We start from the raw sequence: 16,579 nt of genomic DNA, 5'->3' as shown, positions 1-16,579 counted from the left end.
AGACCCTGATTGACAGGATTCCTGCTGATTTTGATGACGCGCATCACCCCTGTCAAGAGCCCTTGGCGGAGGTAGACAACTAAGCAAGCGCTTAGTACGTTGTCCGGACCCGGTCCCGACCCACGAGATGAGGAAGACGATGACGCGACATGCCCGCGTGGAGTCGCTCAAGAGCGACCTGGGAGTGGCCGATCTGGTGGACGTCCCGGCACCGCAGCTCGACGAGGGCGAGGTGCTGGCGCGGATCGAACGCTTCGCTCTGACCACGAACAACATGACCTACGCGGTCTACGGCGACGCCCTGGGCTATTGGAACCTCTTCCCCGCGGAGCAGGACGGATACGGCTGCATGCCGGCATGGGGGTTCGCGGAGATCATCGAGTCGAGAGCTGCCGACGTTCCCGTGGGGACGCGGGTCTTCGGCTACTTCCCCATCGCGACCCACCTGACGATGCGACCCACGAGGGTCACCGCCCGAAGCTTCGTCGACGGTGCCGCCCACCGCACCGGCACGCCCGACGTCTACAACCTCTACGAGCTCCAGCCTCGGGACACCGATCCCCGGCAGGACAGCCTCACGGCCATCTACCGCCCCCTGTTCATCACCTCCTACACCGCCGCCGACTACCTCCGTGATCGCGACTTCTTCGACGCCGAGCAGTTCGTGATCTCGAGCGCGTCGAGCAAGACGGCGTACGGCACCGCCTACTGCCTCGCCGACTCGCCGGCGCCGAAGATCGCGCTCACCTCCGCCCGCAACAGCTACTTCGTGAACGGCCTCGGCCTCTACACCGCGACCCGCGAGTACGCCGATCTGACCGCCGTCGACGCGACCAAGCGGACCGTCTATGTCGATCTGTCAGGCGACCCCGCCCTGCGCCGCCGGGTTCACGAGCACTTCGGTGACCAGCTCGCCTTCGACTGCCTCATCGGGTCGACCCATGCCGACCATCTCCCCGAGGAGGACAACAGCCTCCCGGGCCCGGCTCCCGTCTTCTTCTTCGCAGCCCTCCAGCTCGACGCCTACAAGGCCGAGGGCCAGTCGCGTGCCTTCATGCAGCGCTACCAGCGCGACGAGCGTGGCTTCCTGAAGCATGTGGGGCACCCGGAGCGGCCATCCATCGAGCTGCTCGAGCACGCCGGTCTCGAGGACGCCCCGGCGGTCATCGCCGGTTTCCACGACGGATCGACGGACCCCTCGACCGGCCACGTCTTCATCCCCGGCGCGGGGTGAGCTGCCCGAACGCTCAGCCGAGCGACTCGCGCCCGTGCGGCTCGTCCCAGCCGGAGAGGTCCGGGCCGGCGGGGACGATCTGGGTGGGGTTCAGATCGGTGTGGACGATGTAGTAGTGCTGCTTGATCTGGTCGAAGTCGAGGGTCTCGCCGATCCCGGGGGTCTGGTAGAGGTCGCGCGCGTAGGCCCACAGGGCCGGGAACTCGACGAGCTTCTGCCGGTTGCACTTGAAGTGACCGTGGTAGACCGCGTCGAAGCGGGCCAGCGTCGTGAAGAGCCGGATGTCGGACTCGGTGAGCTGGTCGCCGACCAGGTAGCGCTGTCCCGAGAGCCGCTCCTCGAGCCAGTCGAGGGCCGCGAAGAGACGTGAGTACGCCTCGTCGTACGCCTCCTGGGAGCCGGCGAAGCCGCATCGGTAGACCCCGTTGTTGACCTCGGTGAAGACCCGCTTGTTGACCTCGTCCATCTCCTCGCGGAGCGCCCGCGGCCACAGGTCGGGGGCGTCTTCGGCGAAGAAGTCGGTCCACTCGTGGACGAAGTCGTGGGTGATCCACGGGAAGTCGTTGGTGACGACCTCGCCCGTGGCCTCCTCGACGATCGCCGGCACCGTGATACCGCGCGGATAGTCGGGGTAGCGCTTGAAGTAGGCCTGCTGCAGCCGCTCGATCCCGAGCACCGGGTCGACGCCGCCGGGGTCGAGGTCGAAGGTCCACGACCGGGCGTCGTGGGTGGGACCGGCGAGGCCGAGGGAGATGACGTCCTGGAGACCGAGCAGGTTGCGCACGATGATCGCCCGGTTGGCCCACGGGCAGGCGGCGGCCGCGACCAGCCGGTAGCGGCCCGGCTCGACCGGCCACAGCGGCACGTCGCTCGGCCCGAACTCCGGCTTCCGCCCGTCCTTCGTGATCCGGTCCGGGATGTAGTTCATGTCCCGGTTGAACTCGTTGCCGGGCTGGATGTAGGTCGCCTGCTCCCCCATGGGGCTCACCTTAGGGGGTGTGTTGAATCCTGAACCAACGTGGCCACGAAGTCGAGCTTGTCCAGGACCGCGGACGGGATGACGAAGGGGTAGAGATCGTCGTGGCCCATCGACCGGTTGATGACGTTCAGGGCGGCCGAGAGCGGCACCCAGATGTCGGTGACGACCTGCCGGAACGGCATCTCGGCCGGCACCGGGTCGGCGAGGCCGTACGCCGCGGCGGACCCGAGCGTGTCGCGGATGTGCAGGTAGTGGGCCCAGGTCTCGGCGAAGTCCTCGAAGGGATGCATCGTGGCGTAGGTGGAGATGTAGTTCTCCGTCCAGCCGTCGGGCGGCCCTTCGGAGTAGTGGCGCTGCAGCGACTCCTCGTAGGAGACCGACTCGTCCCCGAAGACCTCGCTGCACCGCTGCATCAGGTCGGGTCCACGGACCAGCTGCCACTCGTAGTAGTGGCCGACCTCGTGCCGGAAGTGGCCCAGCAGGGTGCGGTAGGGCTCGTCGAGCGTTGCCCGGACGTGCTCGCGATAGGCATCGTCGGACTCGGCCAGGTCGATGGTGATCACGCCGCTGTCGTGTCCGATGACCACGTCCGGGGTGGACGCGATGCCATCGCTGGCGAGGAGGTCGAAGGTGAGCCCGTCGACAGGGTCCTCGGCCTTGGTGCGGACCTCCAGCCCGAGCGTGTCCAGCTCGACCACGAGATGACGTTTGGCCTGCTCTGCATGGGAGTACTGCTGCTGGACGAACTCGGGTGCGGCGTCGTTGGGCCGGGTCCGGGTCAGCTCGCAGGAGAAGCAGATCCCGCCCTCGAAGCGGGACAGCCAGGTGCACCCCGTCTCCAGCGTGTTGGCGCAGACCCACCAGACGTAGCCGTCGCTGTCGACGTACCGGCCCTCGGGTGAGACCGGGACGATCTCGCGTTCCTCGCGGGAGTAGGCGAGCCGGGTGCCGCACGAGACGCACGCCGAGTTCTCGAAGTAGAGACGGTTGCCGCACTCCCGACAGGTGAACGCTTGCATGTCCCCATCATCGGCCGTCTCAGGCCGTCCCCCAGCTGCCGACGCGCCATTCGCCGTCCTCACGGACCAGGACGACGACCATCGACTCGTCCGGGACGGGGCCGTCCTCAGCGGTGTAGGAGACCCTGACGGTGACCTGGGCGCCGCCACCCTCCAGCTCGGGTTCGCCGAAAACCATCGACCGGGTCACCGCGCGCGGGTTGGGGTCGGCATAGGTGCGTTTCCCCTCCGCTGCGTCGATCATCGCCCGCGCACCGCCCCCGTCGAGGAGCTCGTCGCCCTCCTCGGAGGCGAGCTCGTAGAGCGTGGTGACCGAGGTGGTCTCCATGAACTCACGGGTGACCTCGGACGGGGTCGAGCCACGTGCCAGCAGCCAGAGCGTGAGCGCGGTGAGAGCCGCGGCGACCACCAGCACTCCGGAGATACGTACTCCACGACGCCAGCGGCTGCCGCGGGTCACGATGCTCGCCCGCTGCGGAGGCTGTCCCACGAGCAACACCGTAACTTCACTCCTGCTGGTCGGGGGCCACATCGACAGAGACCGTCAAGGTCGAGGTCGTGGCTTCGGTGTAGATGACCCCCTTCACAGGAGGCACATCGGCATAGTCGCGACCCCAGGCGACGCTCACATAGCGTTCGTCGGCCCTGGTGTCGTTCGTCGGGTCGAGGGCGAGCCACTGGCCCGTCCCCGCGCCGCTCATCTGCGGGACCCACACCTCCACCCAGGCATGGGAGGCATCGGCTCCGACGAGCCGCGGCTTCCCCGGCGGAGGGGTGGTGGCGAGGTAGCCGGAAACATAGCGGGCCGCGAGCCCGTGCGCTCGCAAACAGGCCAACATCAGGTGGGCGAAATCCTGACAGACGCCACCCTGGGCCTCGAAGATCTCCGGGATCGTCGACGTGACCGTCGTGGCGGTGTCGTCGTAGTCGAAGCCGGTGTGGATCCGGTGCATCAGATCCTCCGCCGCCTCCACGATCCCGCGCCCCTCCGTCAGCGAGACAGCCCCGAAGTCGTACGCCTCCCGGGTGTGCTCCACGAGCGGCGAGGCCACCGCCAGGTCGGCCGCCCGCCAGGCGCCCGGAAGGCTCGGGTCGACCAGCGGCCGCGCCCGCTCCCACGGCTGGGCGAAGCTCGTCTCGTCATAGACCGGGGTGGCGACGTCGACCTCGGAGGTAGCCGTGATCTCGAGCAGCTGGTGCGGCTCGAGGACCTGAAAGTACGTCACCGTGTTGCCGTAGAAGTCGACGTCGCTCGACTGGTCCGCGGGCGCCGGGGAGATGCGTACGTCGGTGGTCTCGACGTGCTGGTGCGGCAGCTCCCGCGGGGTCACGTTCGCGATCCCGAACGAGTTCGTCACGTCCTCGTCATAGGAGTAGGTCGTCGTGTGGCTGACCCGGTATCTCACCCGCGGCATCGTATCCCGCTCGAGACCGCCACGACCGGCCGCTCATGCGGATCCCCACGGGATCTACGTGCGGTCGAGACCAGGCCAGTCCGACTCGCGAAGCTGCGTCGCCAGACGCTGGGCTTCCACCTCGTCGACCGCCTCTACAAAATCAGGGTTGACGAATCGCTGTCCCTCGAACTCGCCGTCCTTGTCGATCCACCGCACGCGCAGCGCAGCGTTGTGCTTGATCTCGACGATCCGTCCCGGATGCCGATGAGTCAGTCCCGATGCACTGCCGAGCGCCGCCCGCCGCCAGGCATCAACATGCGGATCCCAATCGGCGTCCCCGGGCATTGGACCGATCCACTCGACTGGGTCGCCGACCCGATACGGCGAAGGCTCCGGATCGATGTCAGTGTTGTGGGCGATTCCGTGCCAGCCAGGACTTTCGCGGACAGCCCGGACAAGGTCGTCGAACTCCGCATCGGAGACCACCCGAAGGTTCTTCACCTCGTAGACCGCGTCAGGGCTGTACCAGCCGTCCTTGTCGAGCCACGACACGAGCGTCCAGCCGTCAGGCAAGTCCTGTGTGACGACACCCGGAAGCGCGAACGGGGCACCTTCCATGGCCGGTCGCCCATTCCCCGCCCAGACCACACGCCGGCCGCGTGGCGGACGGGGGAACGGCTCCTGAGGCTGGCGATCAGACGTGCTGTCCATGCCAACAACCTATGACGCGGAGCAAAGTCGCCACTTCCTCGCAATCCCCGTGCCTTTCGGGTATGCGGTCACGAGGCCCTGGATCCCAACAACAACGACGACGACAGCACCCTTGATCCGGTAGACGTAGTTCGTCTTGCCGTTCTCACCATCCGACGCCACACCTCGGTTGATCGCGTTCTCGATGCACGTCAGAGCATCCGCCCAAGTGGGTACCTCGTGCTTCAGTTCGACGTGCGCAGCGCCCCAGTCCTGGCCATCGCCGCACTTGACAACAAAGGAACCCTCCGTGGTCCTGAGCGTCCACAGTTTGTCCCCTCTCTTATCCGGCTTTACGTAGGCCGACTCGTTGTCGAGGACTTCCGCGCCACACCCGTTCACGGCGTCAGTCGCTTGGGCGTTGGCTGGCGCGGAGGTGGCCGCCCACATCGACGCCGTGACGGCGAGCGCCGTGGCGCACCGCCCGATCAGCCTCAGCATGATGCGATCCCGTCCCAGCGATCCGGACCAGTCTGGTTGAGATGGCGGTCGGTCCACGACGAAGCAGCGGCGATCTTGTGACAGGCGCTGTCGGTGGCGAAGGCCCAGAGGACCTTTACCCGTACGCTGATCGTGCAGCCGTTCTTTACCTTGACGTTCTGGTACGGCCCAGCCGGGTTCGAGTACGTGGCAGTCACACATGCTGGTACAGGAGCTGCGGCCAGCAGTGCCTCGCCCGCGATGTCGTCCTCCGCTATTGCTGCTGCTCGCTTGGCGGACACGCCGTGCGCGAGCAGCACCTTCACGATGTCCTGCTTGTGCCCCGCCGGCTGCTCAACCGCATGTGCGGCGTCAGCGTCAGGCTCCGCCAAACCCGCGGACGAAGCGCCAGCAGGAGTTGAGGCGTTGGCCGTCGGCGTGAGCGCCAAGGCCCCTGCGACAGCGGTGGCAGCGACGCACGCCGTTGCATGTACCAATCCACTTGAATCTCCCCGTTTGAAGTGAGTTTGCCCGAGAATGTCGCCGGTTTATGTGGCAAGCATCCTGACGAGGTCACCTCGTTACGGAGCCCATGTAATCCTCGCTACTGCAATTCCCTGGAGCATCGCCGGACTCCCAGCCGCCCGCTCGTGGTGACGGCCGTGCTCTGCTCAAGTGAGCGATTGCGCAGGGAGGGCGTTGAGGGGCTGCGGGGCGGGGCCGGTGGCGAAGTGGACGTCGGTGATGGCGTCGGCGAGACGGACGAGCTGGGCGTGGACCTGGTCGAGGAACGACTCCAGGTTGGGACGGCCGACGCCGCCGATGGCGACGAGGCCGGCGACCTCGGTGCGGTCGAGCATGTCGGTGATGTCGTCGAGGAGCCGCTCGGGGCGGGACGAGCCGGTCGAGCCGGGGAGCTTGGTGAGGTGGAGCCGCAGCTCGTCGAGACAGAAGGCCAGCGAGCGCGGGTTGTCGCGGTCCATGATCAGCAGGTCGAGCACTCCCCCGGTGCGTACGTAGCCCCGGTAGCGGCGGCGGTGGGTGACCGCGGACTCGGCCGAGGCGAGGACCGCGTTGAGCACCGCGCGGTCGACCTCGAGACCGCGGCGTACGGTCGTGGTCGCGCGGAGCAGGAGGCAGATCTGCATGGCGCGCTCCAGGAAGCGGCCCAGCCGGATCGAGTGGTAGCCCTCGTCGCGGATCATGCTCGCCACGACCCCCTGCATCGCCAGGATCCCGTGCAGCATCTCGGCGCCCGACTCGGCGATCTGCAGCGAGTGCGGATTGCTCCGGAGCTCCTCGGCCGCACGGTCGGTCGAGGAGAAGATCCGCCACATGTCGGGGCTGAGCTGGTCGCGTACGCCGCTGAAGGCCTGCCGCATCCCGGCCAGCGACTGCGCCGCCGACCCCGGCCGGTCGGCGTCCAGCAGCATCGAGCGGAACTCGGCGTCGATATCCGCATCCGCCCGGCCGTGCCCGGCCAGCCGGTCGAGAGCGCTCAGCATGACCTCGAGGCTGACGCCTCCGGACGTACGCGGCCTGGTCCTGAAGTCCTCCGCCAGCACGTGGGTGGCCAGGATGAGCCGGATGAGGTCCTCGGCACGCTCCGCGTAGCGACCCGACCAGTACATGTCCTCGAGCGCGCGCGGGACGAGCACCGTCACCGAGCGGGTGTGGGTCATCGGGAGCACGTCAGCCAGGCCCTGGTCAGCGTCCTGCGGCGACTCCTTGAGCACCCAGACGTCCTTGCTGCACGGCGGCAGGCCGGTCTCGTCGGCCCGGACCGAGGCCAGGCCGCCGACCAGCGGGCGGTAGGCAGAGCCGTATCTCAAGGAGAACGTACGCAGCGTCAGCGGCCGGCCGACCGCGCCGTGCCCTTCTGCCCACGTCGGGGCCTGGGAGAGGGTGATCTGCTCCTGCCCGACGTAGCGGTACGGGTCCGCCGCGATCTTGGCGCGCAGCTCCTCGGGGGTCCCGGTGACGATGGCGCCCTCGAGCGTCCGCACCACCACGGTTCGGGACGACGGAGTCTGAGCATCCAGCCGCCGCTCGACCTCCGCACGCTGGACCTGGTCACCGCACCACCAGGTGGCGATCGAACCGAGCCGCAGCGGCTCCCGGAGCAGCGCTTCGCACGCGGCGGGAAGGTAGGGAACGAGCCCGGGGTTCTCGAGCACGCCGGCGCCGAACCCGTTGACGACGCGCACGTTGCCGCGGCGTACGGCCTCGATCAGGCCGGCGACGCCGAGCTGGCTGTCACCGCGGAGCTCGAGGGGGTCGGACCAGGTCGCGTCGACCCGGCGCAGGATCACGTCGACCCGCTCCAGCCGGTCGCCGTGGCCACGCATGAGGACCTCGCCGTTGCGTACGGTCAGGTCGGCGCCCTGGACCAGCGGGAAGCCGAGCGTCGAGGCGAGGAATGCCTGGTCGTAGGCGGTCTCGGAGTGGGTTCCCGGGGAGAGGACGACGACCCGGGGGTCGGCCTGGTCGCCGGGCGCGGACTCGAGGAGGGCCGAGCGGAGAGCGGCGAAGTAGGGCTCCATCCGGTGCAGCCCGGCGTCGCGGTGGAGCTCGGGGAGCACCCGGCTGATCACCCGGCGGTTCTCCATCGCGTAGCCGATGCCGGAGGGGGCCTGGGTGCGGTCGGCGAGCACCCGCCACTCGCCGTCGGGGGTGCGGCCGAGGTCGGTGGCGGCCAGGACGAGCGGCCGCGGGTCATGGTTGCTGGCACGGGCGGCGACGCGGTGGAACCCCTGGTGGCCGAAGACCACCGCCGCCGGGACGATCCCGTCCGCGAGCAGGCGCTGCGGGCCGTAGAGGTCGACCAGGATCGCGTTGAGCAGCTCGGCGCGCTGGGCCAGGCCGACCTCCAGGACGCGCCACTGCGCCGGGTCGATGACGAGCGGCACCGGGTCGAGCCGCCAGGGCTCGGGCTTGGCGCCGGGGCGCAGGTAGGTGACCCCGTCGTCGGCGAGGAACCGCTCGACGTCGTGGCCGATCCGGCTCAGCGTGGCCGGTGTGATCGAGACGGCCGTCTCGGCCATCGGCTTCCACGCCGGGCGCAGGGTGCCGTCGGGCCCGACGACCTCGTCGTAGGGCTGGTCGGTCGCGTCGAGGAGGCCGAGGGCGTCGGCGTACTCACGGAGGACGGTCACCGGGCACCCCTGGCGGGGGATAGTCCAGGGAGTTTCCGTCGGTTACTGGCCAGTAGAGCGACAAAAACTCCCTGGACTACCCGGCAAACCCGGCACGAAGTCGACCACATGACTCAGCGGACCACTCTGCGGAGGTCGAGGGTGTGGGGGTTGTCCGGGGTTGTCGCGTTGGCCGCTCGCGTACGCATCTCGGCTACGTTCAGACGACCTGACGTGTGGCCGCGCGCCTCGAACCGGCTGGCGCGACGCGCTTCGGCCTCGTTGGCGTTCACGGGCGGGTGGTCGTAGCTGCGGCCGCCCGGGTGGACGACGTGGTAGGTCGCGCCACCGATGCTGGTCTCGGAGGCGATGTCGACGACGTCGAAGTGGAGCGGGGCCTGGACGTCGATGGTCGGGTGCAGGCTGGACCACGGGCTCCACGCCTTGAACCGGATGCCCGCATAGAACGCATCAGCGGACGACGAGGTGGGGGTCAGCGGCACAGGAACACCCTGGCACGTCACCAGGTGCCGGTCGAGGTCGATCCCTCTCGCCGAGATCTGGACCCGCTCGACCGAGGAGTCGACGTAGCGTGACGTACCGGACCCCGTGGCCTCCTCGCCGAGCACGTTCCATGGCTCGATCGCCTGGCGCAGCTCCAGCTCGATCTCTCCTACGCGCGCGAACCCGATCCGCGGAAAACGGAACTCGGCGTACGCAGCCAGCCACTGCGACTCGAACGGGATCCCGTGGCGGCGCAGGTCGGCGACGACCTCCTCGATGTCGCGCAGGCAGCCCTGCGGGAGCAGGAAGTCCTCGTGGAGGGCGCTCCCGTGGCGGATGAGGGGCGCTTCGTACGGCTCCTCCCAGAACCACGCGACCAGGCTCCGGACCAGGAGGGACTGCAGCAGGGCCATCTGCGGGTGCGGCGGCATCTCGAAGCCGCGGAGCTCGAGGAGCCCGAGACGTCCCCTCGACGAGTCCGGGGAGTAGAGCTTGTCGATGCAGAACTCGGCGCGATGGGTGTTGCCGGTCAGGTCGGTGAGCAGGTGGCGCAGGGCGCGATCGATCATCCAGGGGCGGGGCTCCGGGTGCTCGCGGGTGATCCGGGCGACCTCCTGGAGCGCGATCTCCATCTCGTAGACCGCCTCCGGGCGGCCTTCGTCGAACCTCGGCGCCTGGCTGGTCGGGCCGACGAACCTGCCTGAGAAGAGATAGGAGAGGGAGGGGTGACGCTGCCAGTAGCGGATCAGGCTGGCCAGCAGGTCGGGTCGGCGGAGCAGCGGGCTGCGCTCGGGGCTCCGGCCGCCGAGGGTGAGATGGTTGCCGCCGCCGGTGCCGGTGTGGAGTCCGTCGAGGTCGAACTTCTCGGTGGACAGCCGGACCTGTCGCGCCTGCTCGTAGAGCGTCGTGATCAGCTCGCGCTGCTCCGCCCAGGTCCCGGTCGGCTGGACGTTGACCTCGATCACACCCGGGTCCGGCGTGACCGTCAGCCGCGCCAGACGCGCGTCGGGCGGCGGACCGTAGCCCTCGAGCACGACCTGCGTACCGGCCTCGGTGACGGCCTGCTCGATCACCCGGAGCAACGTCACGTAGTCCTCCAACCGGTCGGTCGGTGGCAGGAACACGTGGACCAGCCCGTCGCGCTCCTCGATCGCCAGCGCAGTGGTCGGCGCCTCGTCGGGATCGGTGACGGTGACCTGCGGGATCTCGGGGTGCAGCGGCTCGGCCGCGGTCAGGTAGGACGGCTCGCCGGGGAGCTCCGGGTCGTGCCACGAGATCGAGTCCAGCGGCAGCCGCAGCCCGATCGCCGAGGTGCCGGGCGCCAGCACCAGCCGTCCCCGCCGGAACCGCCACCGCGGGCTCGTCCACTCCCCGTCGTCGGTGTTGATCGGGATCACCCACCCGACCGGCTCGGTGACCTCCTTGTCGAGCTCGGTGACGTTCAGGTCGCCCCGGCTCGCCGCGTCGTCCGGCTTCGGCCCAGCAGGCTGACGCACCTCCTGGGCGAGCTTCGCCAGCGGATCCTCGTACGCAGGGAGCACCTGCTCCTCCGGCAGCCCGAGGATCCTGGCGATGCGAACCCCAACTGCCGAAGCGTCACCCCGGTCGGCCGAGGCGTCACTCAGGTCGCCCGAAGCGTCACTTAGGTCGGGCGAGGCGTCATCGAGTGACGTCTCGGCCGACGTGCGCGACGTCTCGGCCGACGTGCCCGACGTCTCGGCGGGGGCCCAGGGGTCGGCGAAGAGGGTGGGGTCGGACCAGAGGGGCTCGCCGTCCGTACGCCACTGCAGATCGATGTTCCAGCGCGGAAGGGGTTCGCCGGGGTACCACTTGCCCTGGCCCCGGTGGACGATGCCGCCGTTGCCGTAGACCTTGCGCAGGCGCTCGGCCAGATCCGCGGCGAGCTCTCGCTTGTGCGGGCCGTCGGCGTCGGTGTTCCACTGCGCGGAGGTCTGGTCGTCGAGCGAGACGAAGGTCGGCTCGCCGCCCATCGTGAGCTCGACGCCCCCGGTCTGAAGACGCCGGTCGACGGCCTCGCCGAGGGCGTCGATACGGGCCCACTCCCGGTCGGTGTAGGGCAGCGTCACCCGCGGGTCCTCATGGACGCGGGTGACCTCGTTGGCGAAGGAGAAGCTGACCTCGACCGGGTCGGTGGCACCCTCGATCGGCGCCGCGGAGGACGGGTGCGGGGTCGCCGAGAGCGGGATGTGACCCTCCCCCGCGAACAGGGCCGACGTCGGGTCGAGCCCGATCCAGCCGGCGCCGGGAACGAACACCTCGCACCACGCATGCAGGTCGGTGAAGTCCTCGGTCGGCCCGGACGGGCCGTCGAGCGACTCCTGGTCGGCGGCCAGCTGCACCAGATAGCCCGAGACGAACCGGGCTGCGAGACCGTACTGACGCAGCAGCGACACCAGCAGCCAGGCCGAGTCACGGCACGACCCGACACCTATTCGCAGGGTCTCGTCGGGGGTCTGTACACCCGGCTCCATGCGCACCGAGTAGGCGACGTCCGCGTTGACCGCGCGGTTAAGGCTCGCCAGGAAGTCGACCGTGCGGACGCCGTCCTCCGGCAGCGCCGGCAGTCGTCGTCGCCAGGCATCGGCCTCCGCCGCCGACTCCACGTCACGGAGGTAGGGCGCCAGGTCGGCCTTCAGCTCCGGCTCGTAGTCGAACGGGAAGCTCTCGGCGTAGTCCTCCACGAAGAAGTCGAAGGGGTTGATCACCACCATGTCGGCGACCAGCCCGACCGTGATCTCGAGCTTGTCGGTCTTCTCCGGGAAGACCAGCCGCGCGAGCCAGTTGCCGAACGGGTCCTGCTGCCAGTTGACGAAGTGCGTCGATGGGGTCACCGACAGCGAGTAGGCCTCGATCGGGGTCCGGGTGTGCGGCGCCGGACGCAGACGTACGACGTGCGGGCTGACCCTGACCGGCTGCGCGAACTCGTAGGTGGTTCGATGCTCGAGCGCAACCTTGATCGACATGGGGGCAAGCCTGACCGATCCAGGTTGCACGGGGGTAACGAACCGCCGGGTTCGCGCCGACCGGCCGGGTCCGAGCGCGGGGCACCGCGCGACGACGAGCCGTATTCAAACCCCTATCCGGTGTCGAAGTGAGCTACCACGACGACGATCCAAAGGGCCCGGAATCCGTTGATTGGTAAACGCATTTCATCCCGACTAAACGTCGCGGCCCGTGTCCAGGCGTTTCCCGATTACCCCCTGGGGTTTCATCCAAACCAGCCCTCCTATCGGCGCCGAGAACCGATATCGCGACGACTTATCCGTGGCTGTCGGCGCCGCGGCGGCAGCGCCAGCCGGAACCAGAACACAGCGTTTCACCTGCGATGAAGTCGCATGGATCCTCTTGTGAGGGTTGCCTGACTTTCGACCCCAGAGAAAGCGGTCGAATGAGTTTACGCCACGAAATCGACCGAAGGAATAGGAATCGATAAGTTCAAGAAAGTTCTTGACTTTATGCTTCAATTCGCTTCAGGATTCATGAGTCACGACCTCACAGCAAACAAAGGAGATTTCGTGAATTCTCGGACTCGAATCGCCGCTGTCGCCGCCGGATTCGCACTGGCCACGGCCGCCGCACCAGCTGTGGCGAGCCCCGTTCCTCCTCCAGTCCCCGACTGCCCGGTGCCGGAATCTCCTGCCCCGGCCAGCCCGGCCCCTGACTGTCCGCCTCCGGACGTTCCGGACGTTCCGGACAGCCCCGAGGTCCCGGACACTCCGGACGTACCTGAGACCCCGGACGTCCCCGACGCCCCGGACACTCCTGACGTACCCGACGCTCCGGACACCCCGGACGTACCCGAGGTCCCGGACACCCCTGAGACCCCGGACGTCCCGGACGCACCTGAGGTCCCAGACACCCCGGACGTTCCCGAGGTGCCGGACACGCCCGAGGTTCCGGACGTCCCTGTCCCGGACAACCCGGTGCCGGACGTACCCCTTCCGGGCAGCGAGTCCCCGGAGAAGCCTGCTGCGGACGTTCCCGCCCCGGACGTTCCCGTTCCGGATGTTCCCGTCCCGGACGTTCCGATTCCCGATGTCCCGATCCCGGACGTTCCGGTCCCGGGCATTCCTGGGCTCCCCAGCGTCACGGACAGCCTGCTGGGCATCGTCAACAGCCTCCCGGTGGTCGGCCCGATCCTGACCGACCTGCTCAGCTCGATCCTCGGGAAGCTCCCGCTGCCGTAGAGGCACACCTTCACCAACACCTGGCAACCACATAGCAGAGGTCCAGCGGCGTTCACGCTGCTGGACCTCTGCTTTGGGCGAAACGCCCGTCCTCAGTCCCTCGGGAAAGAACCCGCGAGCTCGATGAGACGAGTGTTGGCCTCGGCCTCGCCGATCGAGACGCGCACACCCTCGGGCGGGTAGGGGCGGACCATCAGGCCGATCTCGTCCGCAGCCGCCGCGAAGGCGGCGCAGCGCTCGGCGGATCCGAAGGCGAACCACACGAAGTTGCCCTGGGCGTCGGGGATGTCCCAGCCCGCGGCGCGGATCCCGTCGACGACCCGGGCCCGCTCGGCCACCAGGTCATCCACGCGCGCGAGCAGCTCGGCCTGCCGCTCGAGCGAGGCGACGCCGGCCGCCTGCGCGACGACGTTGACCCCGAACGGCAGCGCCATCGCCCGCAGGGTGGCGGCGATCGGCGCGGGCGCGAAGGCGTAGCCGACCCGGAAGCCGGCGAGCCCGTAGGCCTTGGAGAACGTACGCAGCACGACCACGTTGGAACGGCCCCGGTAGGTGGCGATGCCGTCGACGGCGTCGTCCATGCGTACGAACTCGGCATAGGCCTCGTCGACCACGACCAGCACGTGCTCGGGCACCTTGTCGAGGAAGGCGTCGAGCTCGGACTGGGTGACCGAGGTGCCGGTCGGGTTGTTCGGGGTGCAGACGAACACGACCTTCGTACGCTCCGTGACGGCCGCCGCCATCGCGTCGAGGTCGTGGCGCCCGTCGTCGGTGACCGGCACCTTCACCGCCGTCGCCCCGGCGGCGAGGACCGCGATCGGGTAGGCCTCGAAGCTGCGCCAGGCGAAGACGACCTCGTCCTCGGGGCCGCAGTAGGCCGAGACCAGCTGGAAGATGAGCGCCACGGCGCCGGTCGAGAGCGCGAGCTCCTCGGCGTGCACGCCGTAGGCCTTGGCGAGCGCGTCGTAGAGCTCGGTGCTGCCCGCGTCGGGGTAGCGGTTGACCCGCCCGGCCGCCTCCGCGGCGATCTCCACCACGCCGTCGAGCGGCGGGTAGGGGTTCTCGTTGGAGGAGAGCTTGTAGGTCACCAGACCGGGCCGCTCGACCGGCGGCTTGCCCGCAACGTACGCAGGCATGGCGGCGACACTGGGACGGGGCTGCGGGGTGCTCATATCGTGAGATCCTAGGTCGGGATGACCTCGCCCCCGTAAACCACGGGGACGTCACGACCCACCACGATGTCGAGCGGGTTGGTGACGCAGCGCACGGATCCGCCACCGAGGTGGAGCTCGCTCAGGTCGACGATCCGGACCGTGAAGCCCCAGCCCTCGAGGACCGGCCGGATGCGGTCCGGGCAGGACGGCATCACGATGGTGCGGCCGATCACGATGGAGTTGGCGGCGAAAGTGCTGAGCGCCTCCTCCTCGGTGATGACCAGCGGCTCCGGGACGAGATCGAGGAGCGCCTGCGCCGACTCGGGCGCGAGCGCGTCCGGGCAGATGATCGCGCGGCGCTCGTCTAGCGGGCAGAAGGCCAGGTCGAGGTGGTACATCCCCGAGTGGGTCGTCCGCACGCCCAGCACCCGGACGTTCATCTCGGTCGCGAGGGTCTTCAGCGCCATCTCGTCGGTGCGGGGACCGGTGCCGGCGACCAGGTGCCCGGCGAACGGGAACACGTCGCCCGCCTCGAAGGTCGGACCGACACCGTCCTTTCCGACGTACGCCATCCCCCACTCGTTGACGGCGAACCACTCGGCCGCGGAGCGCGTCTCGTTCCGGCGCTCGGGGAAGCGCATGTGGGAGAGGAGTACGTGCCGACGGCCGCCTTCCACGTCGGGAAGGGTGGCCGCGAAGCCGAGGTTCATCGCGTAGACCATGTCGGGGCTGTCCTCGCGCGGCGCGATGACGTCGACGCGGCCGCCGACCTCCTCGATGGTCGCCTTGAGGGTCTCCCACTGCTCGCGAGCACGGACCGGATCCGGCTGGATCTCGGTGTCCATGAACGGGTTGATGGCGTAGTCGATGCGGTAGTGCGTCGGCTCGGTCATCAGGTAGTGACGGCCCCAGCTCAGCGTTGTGCTCACGCGTACCCCTCTCGGTCTGATTGCTATGTGGCTGACATCAGCATGATCGTCGGATTGCCTGATTGACTGATTGTCAGACAATCCTGTGCGGTTAGGTTAGAGCACGAACGGTCATCACCGGAAGCCGACGCAGATAGGACAATGGGTCCATGTTCGAGTCGCTCACCCTGGACGAACCCGCATCGACGGTCGACCGCGTCGCCGACGAGCTCCGCCGGGCGGTGTTCGAGGGCGAGCTCGAGTCCGGCACCCCGCTGCGCGAGCACGGCCTAGCCGAGTCGCTGGGCGTCGGCCGCTCCACCGTCCGCGAGGCGCTGACCATCCTGGTCGCCGAGGGCCTGGCCACTCGCGCGCCCAACAAGGGCGTCGCCGTCGCGACCCCCGAGGCCGCCTCCGTTCGCGACGTCTGCGCCGCCCGCTGGGTGCTCGAGGGGGCGGGCGTCCGCAACTGGCTCAACGCCTCGGCCGAGACCCGCCGGGCCGTGCACGAATCGCTGGATGCGTACATCACGGCCGTTCACTCCGAGAAGGCCTCCTACCGCGAGCTCAACGAGCGCCACCTCGCCTTCCACCTCTCGCTCGTGGCCCTGACCGACTCACCGCGGCTGGTCGCGATGCAGGAGCACCTGGTCCTCGAGCTCAAGCTCGCGCTCGCCCAGGTCGACCGCATCCGCCGCAACGCCCACGACCAGGCCGAGGACCACGCCGCCCTCGTCCGCCTCCTCGACGCCGACCGCATCCACGACGCCGAGCGGTTCCTGCAGAAGCATCTCTCCGACGCCGCCCACGACATCTGCAAGGCGCTGCGCCTGGAGCGCTGACCCGCGGTAACACAGTCGACACACCTCCCG

The 16,579-nt window shown here is 68.8% G+C and carries 14 protein-coding genes; 3 read left to right on the top strand and 11 right to left on the bottom strand.

Translation table 11 applies throughout. The features are described from left to right. Positions 1-139: 139 nt before the first annotated feature. Positions 140-1,234, top strand: a complete 1,095-nt coding sequence (locus OG984_RS23160) for a DUF2855 family protein (protein ID WP_328528534.1) — start codon at positions 140-142, stop codon at positions 1,232-1,234. Positions 1,235-1,247: 13 nt separating this feature from the next. Here the strand turns inward: OG984_RS23160 and OG984_RS23155 are convergent, their stop codons facing one another. The 9 genes from OG984_RS23155 to OG984_RS23115 form a co-directional block, all read right to left on the bottom strand. Further along, positions 1,248-2,213, bottom strand: a complete 966-nt coding sequence (locus OG984_RS23155) for a glutathione S-transferase family protein (RefSeq protein WP_328528533.1) — start codon at positions 2,211-2,213, stop codon at positions 1,248-1,250. Positions 2,214-2,218: 5 nt separating this feature from the next. Next, a complete protein-coding gene (locus OG984_RS23150) occupies positions 2,219-3,232 on the bottom strand; it encodes a zinc-binding metallopeptidase family protein (RefSeq protein ID WP_328528532.1) in 1,014 nt (337 codons plus the stop codon). A gap of 19 nt (positions 3,233-3,251) precedes the next feature. Further along, positions 3,252-3,722 (bottom strand): hypothetical protein, encoded by a 471-nt coding sequence (locus OG984_RS23145; protein WP_328528531.1) that lies wholly within the window; start codon positions 3,720-3,722, stop codon positions 3,252-3,254. Positions 3,723-3,738: 16 nt separating this feature from the next. Further along, the gene (locus OG984_RS23140) at positions 3,739-4,647 is read right to left on the bottom strand and encodes a transglutaminase family protein (RefSeq protein WP_328528530.1); all 909 of its coding nucleotides are present in this window, start codon (positions 4,645-4,647) and stop codon (positions 3,739-3,741) included. A gap of 54 nt (positions 4,648-4,701) precedes the next feature. After that, positions 4,702-5,340: a hypothetical protein gene (locus OG984_RS23135; protein ID WP_328528529.1), complete on the bottom strand. Its 639-nt coding sequence runs from the start codon at positions 5,338-5,340 to the stop codon at positions 4,702-4,704. Between the two features lie 9 nt (positions 5,341-5,349). Beyond that, positions 5,350-5,820, bottom strand: a complete 471-nt coding sequence (locus tag OG984_RS23130; RefSeq protein WP_328528528.1) for a hypothetical protein — start codon at positions 5,818-5,820, stop codon at positions 5,350-5,352. Beyond that, complete coding sequence (locus OG984_RS23125) at positions 5,814-6,125, bottom strand: hypothetical protein (RefSeq protein WP_328528527.1); 312 nt, start codon at positions 6,123-6,125, stop codon at positions 5,814-5,816. The genes OG984_RS23130 and OG984_RS23125 overlap by 7 nt, the downstream gene beginning before the upstream one ends. 345 nt (positions 6,126-6,470) lie before the next feature. Continuing rightward, positions 6,471-8,954, bottom strand: coding sequence for a circularly permuted type 2 ATP-grasp protein (locus tag OG984_RS23120; protein ID WP_328528526.1), 2,484 nt, complete (start codon positions 8,952-8,954; stop codon positions 6,471-6,473). A 113-nt stretch (positions 8,955-9,067) separates the two neighbouring features. Beyond that, positions 9,068-12,421 carry a transglutaminase family protein gene (locus tag OG984_RS23115; RefSeq protein ID WP_328528525.1) on the bottom strand — a complete coding sequence of 1,118 codons (3,354 nt, stop codon included), beginning with the start codon at positions 12,419-12,421 and terminating at the stop codon, positions 9,068-9,070. Positions 12,422-12,973: 552 nt separating this feature from the next. Here OG984_RS23115 and OG984_RS23110 point away from each other — a divergent pair. Further along, the gene (locus OG984_RS23110; RefSeq protein WP_328528524.1) at positions 12,974-13,645 is read left to right on the top strand and encodes a hypothetical protein; all 672 of its coding nucleotides are present in this window, start codon (positions 12,974-12,976) and stop codon (positions 13,643-13,645) included. 92 nt (positions 13,646-13,737) lie between these two features. On the opposite strand, the gene hisC is transcribed toward OG984_RS23110, so the two are convergent. Continuing rightward, the gene (gene hisC / locus OG984_RS23105) at positions 13,738-14,817 is read right to left on the bottom strand and encodes a histidinol-phosphate transaminase (RefSeq protein WP_328528523.1); all 1,080 of its coding nucleotides are present in this window, start codon (positions 14,815-14,817) and stop codon (positions 13,738-13,740) included. 11 nt (positions 14,818-14,828) lie between these two features. Next, positions 14,829-15,728, bottom strand: coding sequence for a dimethylarginine dimethylaminohydrolase family protein (locus OG984_RS23100; protein ID WP_328528522.1), 900 nt, complete (start codon positions 15,726-15,728; stop codon positions 14,829-14,831). Between the two features lie 149 nt (positions 15,729-15,877). Between OG984_RS23100 and OG984_RS23095 the strand changes: the two genes are divergently transcribed. Beyond that, positions 15,878-16,549, top strand: coding sequence for a GntR family transcriptional regulator (locus tag OG984_RS23095; protein WP_328528521.1), 672 nt, complete (start codon positions 15,878-15,880; stop codon positions 16,547-16,549). The last annotated feature ends 30 nt before the right edge of the window (positions 16,550-16,579 follow it).

This window comes from Nocardioides sp. NBC_00368, from assembly GCF_036090055.1.
GTDB lineage: Bacteria > Actinomycetota > Actinomycetes > Propionibacteriales > Nocardioidaceae > Nocardioides.
Note: the sequence above shows the minus strand (reverse complement) of the source record. Positions and strands in the feature narration are given on the sequence as shown.